Here is a 13,029-nt window from a genome sequence, read left to right on the forward strand (position 1 = left end):
CCCGGACCGGCCGACACCCCGCGAGGGAGCAGGATGAAGACATGAACGAGCTCACGCGCTGGCTTCGCGACCAACCGTCCCTCATCGGAACACCGCCGCCCCTCGATCTCTCCGACCTCCCGGCCGACCCTCACGACCTCTTCGACCGCTGGATCCGCGCCGCCGCCGACACCGGCATCCCCGAAGTGCGTGCCGCGACCCTCGCGACGGCGGATGCCGCCGGCCGCCCGGACGCACGGACCCTCATCCTCAAGGGCGTCAGCGCCGACGGGTGGGAGTTCGCCGGCCCGCGCTCCTCCGCGAAGGGGCGCCAGCTCGCCGACAACCCCGCCGCCGCACTGAACTTCTGGTGGCAACCGGTCATGCGCGCGGTGCGCGTGCGCGGAACCGTGCACGAGGCCGCACCAGCCGAAAGCGCGGCCGACATCGCCGGCAGCCCCGCCGGCGCACTCCTCGAACCCGGCGAATGGGCGCTCTGGCGTCTCGTCCCCGAGCGCATCGAGTTCTGGCAGGGCTCGCCCGACCGCCGCCACATCCGCATCGTCTTCACCCGCGACGGCGATGACTGGACCCGCGAGGCCTAGAGCCTCACGACCTCGGTCACCCGCACGACCGCAGCGCCCTCCTCGACGGATGCCTCGAGGTCCACCTCCGCGCGGATCCGCCAGTCGTGGTCGCCCGCCGGGTCGTCGATGATCTGCTCGACGCGCCATATGCCGTTCGCGGCATCCGACTCGTCGAACACGCACAGCGACGGGCTGCGCGCGGCCCCTCCCGTCAGGATCTCGTCGTGGTCGTCGAAGTACCGATCGAGGACCTCCGGCCAACCGGCATCCGGATCCAACTCGACCAGCGCGTCGTCGTTCTGCAGCGCGGCGAGCTGCACCCGCCGGAACATCTCGTTGCGCACCAGCACGACGAACGCGCGCCGGTTCGCGATGATCGACGGCGGCGCGGGCGGAACGACCGGCGCCTCGGGGTCGGCGGCCGGGTTGATGAGCGCGTTCCACTCGTCGACGAGACTCGAGTCGACCTGACGCACCAACTCACCGAGCCACTCGATGAGATCGAGCAACTCGTCGGTGCGCGCCTCGGCGGGCACCGTCTGCCGGATCGCCCGGTACGCGTCGGACAGGTACCGCAGCACCAGGCCCTCGCTCCGCCCCAGTTGGTAGAACGACACGAACTCGCCGAACGACATCGCCCGCTCGAACATGTCGCGGACGACCGACTTCGGCGACAGCTCGAAGTCCCGCACCCACGGCTGGCTCGACGCGAACGTCTCGTACGCCTGCGCCAGCAGCTCCGCGAGCGGCTTCGGCCACGTCACCGACTCGAGCAGCTCCATGCGCTCGTCATACTCGATGCCGTCGCGCTTCATCGCGCCGACCGCCTCGCCGCGCGCCTTGTACTCCTGCTGCGACAGGATCGCGCGCGGATCGTCGAGCGTCGACTCGATCACGCTCACCACGTCGAGCGCATAGTGACCCGTCCCCGTCTCGCTGTCGTCCGGGGACAGCAGATCGATGGCGGCGAGCGCGAACGGCGACAGCGGCTGGTTGAGCGCGAAGTTCGGCTGCAGGTCGACGGTGAGACGGATGCCGTCGGCGTCCGCCACGACGATGTCCGCCGCCGTGAGGGTGCGGAACAGCGCGATCGCCCGGCGGGCCAGCTCGTACTGCCGGGCGCGCGGTTCGTGGTTGTCGAAGACGAGGGAGCGGACGTTCGCGAACACGTCACCGCCGCGTCCGATGACGTTGATGAGCATCGCCGAGGTCAGCTTCAGCTGCGGCGACAGCGGCTCGGGCTCCGCCGCGACCAGCCGCTCGAACGAGCCCTCGCCCCAGTTCACGACCCCCGTCGGCGCCTTCTTGCGGACGATCTTCTTGCGCTTGGCGGCATCGTCGCCGGCCTTCGCGAGGGCGACGGCGTTCTCGATCTCCCACTCCGGGGCCAACACGACGACGCTGCCGTGCGTGTCGTACCCCGCCCGCCCCGCGCGGCCGGCGATCTGGTGGAACTCACGCGCCGACAGCTGCCGCATCTTCGTCCCGTCGTACTTCGACAGCGCCGTGATCAGCACGGTGCGGATGGGCACGTTGATGCCGACGCCGAGGGTGTCGGTGCCGCAGATCACGCGGAGGAGCCCGCGCTGCGCGAGCGTCTCGACGAGCCGCCGGTACCGCGGCAGCATCCCGGCGTGATGGACGCCGATGCCGGCGCGCACCAGCCGCGACAGCGTCTTGCCGAATCCGGTCGTGAACCGGAACCCGCCGATGGCGTCGGCGATCTCGTCGCGCTGCTCGCGGGTCGTGAGCTTCACGCTCGACAGCGCCTGCGCCCGCTCGAGCGCCGCGGCCTGCGAGAAGTGGACGATGTAGACCGGCGTCTCGCGGTTCTCGAGCAGCCCCTCCACCACCTCGTGCACGGGCCGCCGGGCGTAGGAGTAGTCGAGCGGCACCGGGCGCTCGACGCCCGCGATGTGCGCGACCGCTCGCCCGGTGCGGCGTTCGAGGTCGGTCTTGATGGCCGTGACGTCGCCGAGGGTAGCCGACATCAGCAGGAACTGCGCCTCCGGGAGGAGCAGCAGCGGCACCTGCCACGCCCATCCGCGGTCGGGGTCGCCGTAGTAGTGGAACTCGTCCATCACGACCTGGTCGATCTCCGCGTCGGGACCCAGCCGCAAGGCGACGTTCGCCAGGATCTCGGCGGTGCAGCAGATGATCGGCGCATCGGGGTTCACCGACGAATCGCCCGTGACCATGCCCACGGCATCCGGTCCGAAGATATCGACGAGAGCGAAGAACTTCTCGCTGACGAGGGCTTTGATGGGAGCCGTGTAGTACGTGCGGCCGCCACGGGCGAGGGATGCCGCGTGTGCCGCGACCGCGACGAGGGACTTGCCCGTGCCGGTCGGCGTCGCGAGGATCACGTGCGATCCGGACGCGAGCTCGAGCACCGCCTCGTCCTGCGCGGGGTACAGGTCGATGCCGCGCTCGATCGTCCACTCGAGGAAGCCCTCGTAGACGGCGTCGGGGGTCGACCCCGCCGGAATGCGGTCCCGGAGCGTCGAGGTCATCCCTCGAGTCTGCCCCACCGACGGCGGGACGGCGTGCCCAGTGCAGGTCCGATCGACCCCGCACGCCCTCGAACGGCTCCGCAGGGGCGTCTCGCCCTGCACTCGGCACAGGGCCGAGTGCGTCAGGGCATGTCGGCCTTCGCCGCGAGCACGCGAGCGGCGGCGGCGTCGACCTGAGCGGCGAACTGCGGGTCCGCCTTCGCCTTCGCGAGCACCGCGTCGTACATCGCGGGGAACACCGACGGCTTCGCCGAGACGAGCACCACGTCGACGCCGGCCGAGATCGCCCTCACGGCGCGGTCGGCGGGCGACCAGGCCGACACAGCCACCGCGCCCGAGAGGTCGTCCGAGAACACCACACCGTCGAAGCCGACCTCGCTCCGCAGGAGTCCCACGACCTTCGGCGAGAACACCGCCGGGGTGGATCCGTCGATCCGGTCGTAGATCGCCGACGAGACCATCACCGCCGACGGACCCGCCGCAGTGAGCGGCCGGTAGAGGTCGACGTCCGGACCGTCCGGCGTCACCGCCCTGTCGACGACGTCGGCCGTGGTGTCGGTGTTCGCGGACACGTGGCCGAGGCCCGGGAAGTGCTTGAACGTGGGGAGGATGCCGGCATCCCGCATCCCCTCGGCGAAGGCACCCGCCTTGTCGGCGACGGTCGATGCGTCGTAGCCGTACTGGCGGCCGTACCCGCCGATCGGCGGGTTGTCGAAACGGGTCGCCTCGCTCGTGACGATGTCGGCGACGGGGGCGAGATCGAGGGTGACTCCCGCGTCGGCGAGCTCGCGCCCCCATGCCTCGGCCTTCGCCTGCAGCTGATCGGACGGCAGGTCGGCCTGGCGGATGCCGTAGGGCATCGCATCGAACCCCGGCCCGCGCAGCACCTGGACCTCGCCGCCCTCCTGGTCGGTCGCGACCCAGAGCGGAGCCCCCTCGGGATGGTCGAGTGCCGTGAACCGTGCGACCAGCTCCGACGTGCTGGAGACGCCCGCGTGCGATCGCCCGCTCAGGAAGATGCCGCCGGCGTGCCGGTCGCGGACGGCGGCCAGGGTCGTCGGCGACGCCGTGGTCGCGGGGGTCCCGACCATGAAGAGCTGGCCGACGCGCTGCTCGAGCGAGAGCGCGTCGATCGGGTCCGGCGTCCGGGACGGCGATGGGACCGCCGAGGGCGACGTGGCGGGAGAGGGCGCCGATGGCGACGTCCCGGGGGAGGGTGCGACGGACGGCGACGAGGACCCCGTGGGAGAGGCGGCACACCCTGCAAGGACCGACGCGGCCATCACCGTGGCGAGTACGGACCATCTCCACGACCGACGCACACAGACATTCTGCGCCTGCACCGGCCGTTGTGCGCCGGGCTCGGGGTTCCGTATTCAGTCTCGACGGATATTCGTAAGGAGGCGCCGCACCGCATTCCCGGGCATCCACCCGTCACCGGTCGGCCTCGAGACTGAATACCGAACGCGTGGCAGCGCGGACTACCGAACGCGTGGCAGCGGGGCTACCGAACGCGTGGCGAGGCGCATCGGATCGCCCGACACGCGCTCTCGCCTACACGCGCGCCTCAGCCGCGCCCCGGGGTGTGCAGTCTCGCGAGGTAGGCGGCGGCTCGCACGGGTGCGCCGGCGCGGTCGGTGAGCGAGACGACGACGGTGACGACGGTGGCCAGCGGGATGGTCCACGCGGCGGGCTGCGCAAGCAGCGGAGCGGCGACGCCGACTCCGCCGACCGCCGCGTGCACGACGAACGCGAGGCCGCACGCGACCGCACCGGTCATCATGCCCGCCACCGCGCCGCGCGCCGTCAGCCGCGACCACCAGATCGACAGCAGCAGGACGGGTGACAGAGCGGATGCCGCGAACACGAAGACGACGCCGACCGAGGCCACGAGTCCTGCCGGCTGGGTCAGCAGGGCGATGGCGAGTGGCACGAGGGCGACGAGGACGGCCGACAGCCGGAAGGAGCGGACCGATCCCGAGAACACGTCCTGGCTGACGACGCCGGCGAGCGACACCGTGAGGCCCGCCGAGGTCGCGAGGAACGCGGCGAACGCGCCCGCGACGACGAGCGCGGTGAGGAGCTCCCCCGCGAGACCGGGGAACACGCGCGCGGGAAGGACGAGCGCGACCGTGTCGGCGACGCCCGGCTGTGCGAGGTCGGGCGCGACGACGCGCGCGAGCAGCCCGATCACGCTCGACACGGCATAGAAGGCGCTGACCATCACGATGACGAGCACCGTGGTCCGCCGTGCCGAGCCGCCCGTGGGGCTCGTGTAGAACCGCACGAGCACGTGAGGAAGGCCCATCGTGCCGAGGAGCAGTGCGAGCAGCAGCGATCCCGCAGCGTAGGCGTCGAGCCCCGAGGGTCCGGCCTCGGCGGGGAAGACCACGAGCGGGTCGATCTCGCGCGCACCCCCGCTGACCGCGAACACGATGAGCACGGCGGGCACGAGCAGCGCCGTGAGCTTGAGCCAGTACTGGAACGCCTGCACGTAGGTGATCGCCCGCATGCCGCCGGCTGCGGCGGCCGCAGCGACCAGGACCGCGACGAGGACGGCACCGACCCACGGCGGGACGTCGGCCACGACCTGCAGCGTGATGCCGGCGCCGTGGAGCTGCGGCACGATGTACAGCCAGCCGATGAGCAGGCACGCGGCGCTCGTCACCCTCCGGGCCGCCCGGGACTCGAGCCGCGCCTCGATGAAGTCGGGGATCGTGTATGCACCGCTCCGACGCAGCGGCGCCGCGACGAACAGCAGCACCAGCAGGTAGCCGGCGGCGTACCCGATGGGGAACCAGAACCCCTCGGCCCCGCTCAGCAGGACGAGTCCCGACAGGCCGAGGAAGGTCCCGGCCGAGAGGTACTCCCCGCTGATCGCGGAGGCGTTCCAGACGGGCCTGACGGTGCGGGATGCCACGAAGAAGTCGCTCGTGGTCCGCGAGATCCGCAGGCCGTACGCGCCGATGAGGACGGTCGCGCCGACGACGGCCGCGACCGCGACGAGGTCGAGCAGCGCGTTCACGCCTCCTCGTCCCGGAGCGCCCGCCAGCGCCGCTCGTTGCGGTTGGCGCCGCGGACGTAGAGGATCGCGAACCCGGCGATCACGGGGTAGAACCCGAACGCGTGCAGCAACCACGACAGCGGAACGCCGAGCAGCGCGATCTCGTCGAGTTCGGGAACGAGCGCCAGCACCGCGAGCAGGACGGCGGCGACGGTCACGAACCCGAGGACGGTCCCCACGGCCAGCCGCAGCTGCGAGCGGCGGAGCGCTCTCGCGTACGCGGCCTCGGCGTCGTCGACGGGCGTGCCCGGCAGTGCGATGCCGCGGGTCGGTGCCCCCGGACGCCCCGCCCCGGCGGTGACGCGCACACGCTGAGCGCTCACGACCCGCTCCGGCCGACGAGGGCGTCACGGACGGCCGGGAGCAGGCGCCGGCTCACCGGCAGCGCGGTCTCGCCGACCCAGACGGTCGGTTCCGCTCCCGCGAGTCGGACCTCGGTGACGGATGCCGCGCGCACGAGGAACGAGCGATGGATCCGGACGAAACCGGCATCCGCCCACCGGGACTCGAGTTCCGAGATCGGGATGCGGACGAGGTGCCCGGAGTCGCCGTCGGTGTGCAGGCGGGTGTAGTCGCCCTCGGCGCGCACCCAGCGGACGTCGCGGCGGTGCACGAACCGCACGGCGGAGCCGACGGTGACGGGCAGCACCTCGTCGGACTCGGTGGGACGGTCGTTCTGCGCGATGCGGTCGACGGCGCGGCGCAGCCGTTCGAGGCGCACGGGCTTCAGCAGGTAGTCGAGCGCTCGCAGCTCGAACGCGTCGACGGCGTGCGCGTCGTCCGCGGTCACGAAGACGACAGCCGGCGGGGACGCCAGCGCGCTCAGCGCGGTCGCGAGGTCGAGACCCGAGAGCCCGGGCATGTGGATGTCGAGGAAAGCCGCCGCGACCGGCCTCTCGGTGAGCAGGCGCAGCGCCTCGGCTCCCGACGACGCCGTGAGCACCTCTCCGATGCGGTCGTCGCCGCGCAGCAGGAAGGCGAGCTCGTCGAGCGCGGGCTTCTCGTCGTCGGCGACCAGGACGTCGATCACGACGCTCACTCCTCGCCTCGCGTCAGGTGGTGCGGCTGCGATTTCGGGATCCGCATGCGCACGAGGGTACCGGCGCCCGTGTTCGTCTCGACGACGAGTCCGCCCTCGGCTCCGTAGAGCTGCCGGAGCCGGGTGTCGACGTTCCGCAGGCCCACGTTCGCCGCATCGCCGGCACGCGTCAGGAGCGCGTGCAGCTCGTCCGGGTCCATGCCCGCGCCGTCGTCCTCGACCGTGATCTCGGTGTGGGTCGCGGCATCCTCCGAGGCGATGAGGATCGTCCCCCCGCCCTCCCCCGGCTCGAGCCCGTGTCGGACGGCGTTCTCGACGAGCGGCTGCACCGACAGGAACGGGATGACGGTGGACAGCGTCTCGGGCGAGATCCGCAGCGTCACGGTGAGGCGGTCGCCGAAGCGCGCCCGCTCGAGTTCGAGGTAGGAGTGGATGCTGCGGAGCTCTTCCGCCAGCGTCGTGAACTCCCCCTGGCGCCGGAACGAATACCGCGTGAAGTCGGCGAACTCCAGCACCAGCTCGCGTGCGCGCGGCGGATCGGTCGTGATGAACGAGGCGATCGCGGTGAGCGCGTTGTAGATGAAGTGCGGCGAGATCTGCTGCCGGAGCGCACGCAGGTCGGCTTCGGCGAGTGCAGCGCGCGAGGCATCCAACTCCCCGAGCGTCGCCTGCGCGGCGCACCACTCGGCGACCTCCCCCGCCGCGCGGACGAGCGCGGCCCGCACGGGGGCGGCGAAGGCGACCAGCACGCCCGCGACGGCGCCGTCCACACGGATCGGCGCGCCGACGGCTTCGAGCCCGTCCCCGCCCTCGGCGCGGGGGAAGACGCGGCGCTTGCCGGTCTCGGCGACCTGCGCCGCGATGCGGTGGGCCGCGGCATCCAGTCCCTCGGTCTGTCCGTCGCGGGCGACGACGACGTCGCCGACCACGAGCATGACGGCGGGGCTGCCGAGCACGGCCCGCAGGTGCCGCGCGGCGCGCGCGACGTCGGGGGTCGCGAGCCCGCCGCGCAGGTAGGGCGCCGCGAGGCTCGCCTGGTGGAGGGCCCGGTACGTGGCCTCCTCGGCCTCGCTGCCGAGCCCTCCCGCCCCCCGGGCGTAGCGGCGGGCGAGGAGCAGCAGGGCGGACAGCACGATGCCGCCGACCACGCCGAGCAGAGCGGCGAGGACGACGGCATCGGTCATGCGACGAGCCTAGATCGCGGGCGTCAGCAGCAGCGGGCGCCCGGGTTGCGGTCCTGGTCGTCCATCTTCTGACGCCAGAACTGCCGCTCGGTCATGGGCTCCTCATCCGGGTGCACCCGGCGGTGGTGCGCGACGTACGTCGCGTACGCCGTGTCGCCCATGAGGGTCGTCACGTACCAGCGGATGCCGCGACCCGCCCGCAGCACGAGGTCGAGCATCGCCCGCATCGGCGAGACCGCGGCATCCGTCCGTGTACTCATGTCAGTGCCTGTTCGCGGTGCGCTCGTCGGCGAGGATCGGCTCCCACTGCTTCTCGAGCTCGCGCTCGGCAGCCGTGCCGATGAACCCGGCGGGAGCGAAGCGGCGCGAGGGCACCGCCTCGTCCTCATGGTTCTCGCCGCCGCCGCGGCGGATCGCGGCGATCGTGACGCACACGGCGGCGATGATCACGATGATCGCGAGGGTCACGAACACGATCGACAGGGTGCCCTGCACGAAGGTGTTGCGGATGACGGCCTCCATGACCGCCGGCTCGCCGAGCGTCGTGTCGCCCTGAGCGAGCGCGTCGCGGTAGCGGAAGTGGTTCGACCAGTATCCGATCGCCGGGTTCGGCGAGAAGATCTTGTACGCCGACGCGGTGATCGTCACGACCGCCGCGAACGCGAGCGGCAGGGCGACGATCCACAGCCACCGGACGTACGACGGGCCGCGCTTCGCGATGATCGCGAGGACCACGGCGAGCGCGATCGCGGCGAGCAGCTGGTTGGCGATGCCGAAGAGCGGGAAGAACGTGTTGATGCCGCCGAGGGGGTCGGTGACGCCGAGGATGAGGATCGCTCCCCAGCCGGCGACCATGATCGCCGTCGTGATCCAGACGCCCGGACGCCACGAGACGTCGCGGAACTTGGGGACCCAGTGGCCGATCGAGTCCTGCAGCATGAAGCGCGCGACGCGGGTCCCGGCATCCACCGCCGTGAGGATGAACAGCGCCTCGAACATGATCGCGAAGTGGTACCAGAACGCCATCATCGCCTGGCCGCCGAGGGCCTGCTGCATGATGTGCGCGAGACCGAGCGCCAGGGTCGGCGCGCCACCGGTACGCGAGACGATCGACTCCTCGCCGACCGCCGCCGCGGTGCTCGTCAGCATGTCGGGGGTGAGGTTCACCCCGGTGATGCCGAGCGAGTTCACGAACGCGACCGCGCCCTCCACGGTGCCCATCGTCGAGGCGGCCGAGGCGTTCATCGCGTAGTAGATGCCCTGGTCGATCGAGATCGCGGCGACGAGGGCCATGATCGCGACGAAGGACTCCATGATCATGCCGCCGTAGCCGATGAAGCGCGTCTGGCGTTCCTTCTCGACGAGCTTGGGGGTCGTGCCCGACGCGATGAGCGCGTGGAAGCCCGAGAGCGCACCGCACGCGATGGTCACGAACAGGAACGGGAACAGGGGACCCGCGAACACCGGCCCGGTTCCTGCGATCGCGAAGTCGGTGACGGCGGGGACGGTGATCTCGGGACGGACGAGGACGATCGCCCCGGCCAGCATCACGATGACACCGATCTTCATGAACGTCGACAGGTAGTCGCGCGGGGCGAGAAGCAGCCAGACGGGGAGGACCGCGGCGATGAAGCCGTAGATGATGATGCCCCAGGCGATGACACTGCGGTCGAGGTGCAGGAACTCCTGACCCCACGCGGTCTCGGCGACCCAGCCGCCGGCGACGATCGCCGCGATCAGCAGGACGAAGCCGATGATCGAGACCTCGGTGACCTTGCCGGGGCGGAGGTACCGCAGATAGAGGCCCATGAACAGGGCGATCGGGATCGTCATCGACACCGAGAAGACGCCCCACGGGCTTTCGCCGAGCGCGTTGACGACGACGAGCGCGAGGATCGCGACGATGATCAGCATGATCAGCAGCGACGCGACGATCGCGGCGGTGCCGCCGATGCGGCCGAGCTCCTGGCGGGCCATCTGACCGATCGTCCGGCCACCGCGGCGCATCGAGAAGAACAGGACGGTGTAGTCCTGCACGGCGCCGGCGAGCACGACGCCGACGATGATCCAGATGGTGCCGGGGAGGAAGCCCATCTGCGCCGCGAGCACGGGACCGACGAGCGGGCCGGCACCGGCGATAGCGGCGAAGTGGTGGCCGTAGAGGACGCGACGGTCGGTGGGGACGTAGTCCTTGCCATCCTGCTTCACCTCTGCCGGGGTGGCCCGACGGTCGTCGGGGCGCAGCAGATGCTTCTCGATGACCTTCGAATAGAAGCGGTAGCCGATCAGGTACGTCGCGACGGCGGCGAACACGAACCAGATCGCGTTGACGGTCTCACCGCGGACGATCGCGAGCATCGTCCAGCCGAGACCACCGGCGAGGGCGATGAGCGCCCAGACGACGATCTTCAGCGGCGTCCAGCGGCCGTCCTTGGTCTTCTGCTCCTCGGTGAGGGCGACGGGGGGAAGGGAGGGATCGGGTTCGAGCGTGGCGGCCTTGCCACGGCGCGACGGTGCAGACATGGGCGACTCCTTCGGGCGCGTCTTTGCGTACACGTCAGGGTAGGAAGACGGATGCCGCTCCCCCGGGCGCGGTCGATGGGCGCTGCGACGAGCGGCACGGTCGGCGCGACGAGCGGTCGGACCTCGCGCTGTCCAGTCCTGGCGGGAAGGCAGTCACGCCGCTTACGGTTGATCCCACACGACAGAGGGGGTCCCTGTGGCACACGACGCCGCACCGACGGTCACGCGCAACGATGAGAAGAACCGCTACGAGATCCACGTCGACGGGGCGGTGGCGGGTTACACGCTCTTCACGACCGACGACGCGGGCCGCACCGTGATGCCCCACACCAAGATCGACCCGGCCTACAAGGGTCAGGGTCTCGGCTCGACCCTCGTCGCCGACGCCCTGTCGGACCTCGCCGACCGGCACGCGACGGTTGTCCCCGAGTGCCCGTTCGTCGCGGGCTACCTCTCGGAGCACGACGTCCCCGGCCTCACGGTCGTCTCCCCCGACGCGGAGTGAGGGATGACCCGCCTCGACGCCGACCCGACCGAGACCGTCGACGCCCCGGCATCCTGTGACGGCCCGCGCGCACTGCTGCTGACCGCGCGCGAAGTCCCCCTCGGCGGCGTCCGCGGCATGCAGGTGCACCGCGCCCTGCCGCAGCGCGAGCTGCCGATGGTCGGCGCCTGGTGCTTCCTCGATCGGTTCGGCCCTCAGGTGACGACGATGCGCGTCGAACCCCACCCGCACATCGGGCTGCAGACCGTCACGTGGCCCTTCGCGGGCGAGACCCGCCACCGCGACACGATCGGCTCCGACGTCGTCATCAAGCGCGGGCAGCTGAACATCATGACCAGCGGGGCGGGCATCGCCCACTCCGAGTACTCGATGGGCGACGAGCCCACCGTCACCGACGCCCTCCAGCTCTGGGTCGCGCTCCCCGAGTCGCGCCGCCACGGCGGGCCCGATTTCGAGAGACACACCGACCTGCCCGTCGTGGACCTGGGCGACGGCGCAGCGGCGGTCGTCGTGGTCGGCGAGCTCGCCGGCATCCACTCTCCCGCCACGATGTACACGCCGATCGTCGGCGCGGAGGTCTTCATCCCCGCGGGGGCCCGGGTGCGGATTCCACTGAACCCCGCGTGGGAGCACGCCCTCGTCGGGGTCGACGGGGCTCCTCTCGTCCACGCCGGAGACGAGGAGTCCGTGACGCTCGGCGACCACGACCTGCTCTACCTGGGCCTCGCACGAGAGGTCATCGAGATCGAGGCACCGACCGACGTCACGGTCTTCGTGCTCGGCGGCGAACCGTTCGAGAGCGACATCGTCATGTGGTGGAACTTCGTCGGGCGCAGCCACGAGGAGATCGTCGCCGCACGTGACGAGTGGGAGGCGGACTCGCCGCGTTTCGGACACGTCGTCACGCACGGCGACGAGCGGATACCCGCGCCGCCGCTGCCGACCGTGCGGTTGACGAAACGGCGCCGTCGCACCTGACTCGGCGCCCGCGGTTTTGCACGGCCCGGGCCCCGCTCGCCCGCGGATAGCCTTGGATCCGTGGCCCGAATCCCCCTGCTCTCCACGCGCGTCCTGCTCGTGTGTGCGGCGCTCGGCGTGGCCACAGGCATCCTCGGCGGAGTAGCCGGGCTCGTGACACCCGCGGTCCTCGCCCTGGCGCCCTGGGCGTACGGCGCCGTGCTCGGCTCGCACGTGTTGCCAGGCATCATCGCGCAGCAGGTTTTCCGGATGCCCCTCGTCGCCCTCACGACGCATGTGCTGGCCGCGCTGGTCGCGAGCTCCGTGAACCCGGCCTGGATCGGACGCTTCCTCGGCACCGCACTGCTGTTCGGTGCCATTCAGGAGGGAGTGGCTGCCCTCACCCGTTACCGCGTCTGGGGACGCTGGCGCTTCTACGTCTCGGCTGTCGTCATCGGGGTCGTGGTGGCCGGGGTGGTGGCGGTCGCCGCCGACCTCACAGTGCTCCCCACCTGGGCGCAGATCGCGTACTTCGTGGTGTCGATCTTCGGGCCCGTCGCCTGGACCGCCGCCGGCCTCGGCGTGGGCTCGGGTCTGCGTCGGGCGGGTGTCGCACGACCGACCGTCACCCATAGGTAAGGGTAGGCTAACTTGGGAGTACCCCTCCCTCGTTTGGAC

Annotated in this window: 12 protein-coding genes; 4 read left to right on the forward strand and 8 right to left on the reverse strand. The window is 71.2% G+C overall.

Features of this window, described 5'->3' with window-relative positions:
• The first annotated feature begins 41 nt into the window (after positions 1 to 41).
• Entirely contained in the window at positions 42 to 584 is a 543-nt protein-coding gene (locus AC4NN1_RS14205) for a pyridoxine/pyridoxamine 5'-phosphate oxidase (protein WP_491955690.1), read from the forward strand.
• Here AC4NN1_RS14205 and AC4NN1_RS14210 read toward each other — a convergent pair.
• From AC4NN1_RS14210 to AC4NN1_RS14245, 8 genes are all read right to left on the reverse strand, one after another.
• Positions 581 to 3,079 (reverse strand): DEAD/DEAH box helicase, encoded by a 2,499-nt coding sequence (locus AC4NN1_RS14210; RefSeq protein WP_491955691.1) that lies wholly within the window; start codon positions 3,077 to 3,079, stop codon positions 581 to 583. The genes AC4NN1_RS14205 and AC4NN1_RS14210 overlap by 4 nt on opposite strands.
• A gap of 122 nt (positions 3,080 to 3,201) precedes the next feature.
• Positions 3,202 to 4,362: a glycoside hydrolase family 3 N-terminal domain-containing protein gene (locus AC4NN1_RS14215; RefSeq protein ID WP_491955692.1), complete on the reverse strand. Its 1,161-nt coding sequence runs from the start codon at positions 4,360 to 4,362 to the stop codon at positions 3,202 to 3,204.
• A 284-nt stretch (positions 4,363 to 4,646) separates the two neighbouring features.
• Positions 4,647 to 6,104, reverse strand: a complete 1,458-nt coding sequence (locus tag AC4NN1_RS14220; protein ID WP_491955693.1) for a sodium/solute symporter — start codon at positions 6,102 to 6,104, stop codon at positions 4,647 to 4,649.
• On the reverse strand, positions 6,101 to 6,466 hold the full coding sequence (locus AC4NN1_RS14225) for a hypothetical protein (RefSeq protein WP_018187961.1): 366 nt from the start codon (positions 6,464 to 6,466) through the stop codon (positions 6,101 to 6,103). Before AC4NN1_RS14225 ends, AC4NN1_RS14220 begins: the two co-directional genes overlap by 4 nt.
• The gene (locus tag AC4NN1_RS14230) at positions 6,463 to 7,182 is read right to left on the reverse strand and encodes a LytR/AlgR family response regulator transcription factor (protein WP_020097710.1); all 720 of its coding nucleotides are present in this window, start codon (positions 7,180 to 7,182) and stop codon (positions 6,463 to 6,465) included. Before AC4NN1_RS14230 ends, AC4NN1_RS14225 begins: the two co-directional genes overlap by 4 nt.
• On the reverse strand, positions 7,179 to 8,366 hold the full coding sequence (locus AC4NN1_RS14235; RefSeq protein ID WP_018187959.1) for a sensor histidine kinase: 1,188 nt from the start codon (positions 8,364 to 8,366) through the stop codon (positions 7,179 to 7,181). Before AC4NN1_RS14235 ends, AC4NN1_RS14230 begins: the two co-directional genes overlap by 4 nt.
• Positions 8,367 to 8,389: 23 nt before the next feature.
• Positions 8,390 to 8,626, reverse strand: coding sequence for a YbdD/YjiX family protein (locus tag AC4NN1_RS14240; protein WP_196800634.1), 237 nt, complete (start codon positions 8,624 to 8,626; stop codon positions 8,390 to 8,392).
• Between the two features lies 1 nt (position 8,627).
• Positions 8,628 to 10,889, reverse strand: a complete 2,262-nt coding sequence (locus AC4NN1_RS14245; protein WP_018187957.1) for a carbon starvation CstA family protein — start codon at positions 10,887 to 10,889, stop codon at positions 8,628 to 8,630.
• Positions 10,890 to 11,085: 196 nt separating this feature from the next.
• Here AC4NN1_RS14245 and AC4NN1_RS14250 point away from each other — a divergent pair, with 196 nt between their 5' ends.
• From AC4NN1_RS14250 to AC4NN1_RS14260, 3 genes are read left to right on the forward strand one after another with little or no spacing between them, the layout of a single operon-like run.
• Positions 11,086 to 11,394 carry a GNAT family N-acetyltransferase gene (locus tag AC4NN1_RS14250; RefSeq protein WP_491955694.1) on the forward strand — a complete coding sequence of 103 codons (309 nt, stop codon included), beginning with the start codon at positions 11,086 to 11,088 and terminating at the stop codon, positions 11,392 to 11,394.
• 3 nt (positions 11,395 to 11,397) lie between these two features.
• Complete coding sequence (locus AC4NN1_RS14255) at positions 11,398 to 12,372, forward strand: pirin family protein (protein ID WP_018187955.1); 975 nt, start codon at positions 11,398 to 11,400, stop codon at positions 12,370 to 12,372.
• 60 nt (positions 12,373 to 12,432) lie between these two features.
• Positions 12,433 to 12,990, forward strand: coding sequence for an ECF transporter S component (locus AC4NN1_RS14260; protein WP_491955695.1), 558 nt, complete (start codon positions 12,433 to 12,435; stop codon positions 12,988 to 12,990).
• Positions 12,991 to 13,029 lie beyond the last annotated feature (39 nt).

Source organism: Microbacterium sp. MDV22-iso44, assembly GCF_058629135.1.

Coding starts and splice junctions, on each gene's coding strand:
- AC4NN1_RS14210 (WP_491955691.1), bottom strand. CDS start 3,079: ATGACCTCGACGCTCCGGGACCGCATTCCGGCGGGGTCGACCCCCGAC.
- AC4NN1_RS14255 (WP_018187955.1), top strand. CDS start 11,398: ATGACCCGCCTCGACGCCGACCCGACCGAGACCGTCGACGCCCCGGCA.
- AC4NN1_RS14240 (WP_196800634.1), bottom strand. CDS start 8,626: ATGAGTACACGGACGGATGCCGCGGTCTCGCCGATGCGGGCGATGCTC.
- AC4NN1_RS14215 (WP_491955692.1), bottom strand. CDS start 4,362: ATGGCCGCGTCGGTCCTTGCAGGGTGTGCCGCCTCTCCCACGGGGTCC.
- AC4NN1_RS14245 (WP_018187957.1), bottom strand. CDS start 10,889: ATGTCTGCACCGTCGCGCCGTGGCAAGGCCGCCACGCTCGAACCCGAT.
- AC4NN1_RS14235 (WP_018187959.1), bottom strand. CDS start 8,366: ATGACCGATGCCGTCGTCCTCGCCGCTCTGCTCGGCGTGGTCGGCGGC.
- AC4NN1_RS14205 (WP_491955690.1), top strand. CDS start 42: ATGAACGAGCTCACGCGCTGGCTTCGCGACCAACCGTCCCTCATCGGA.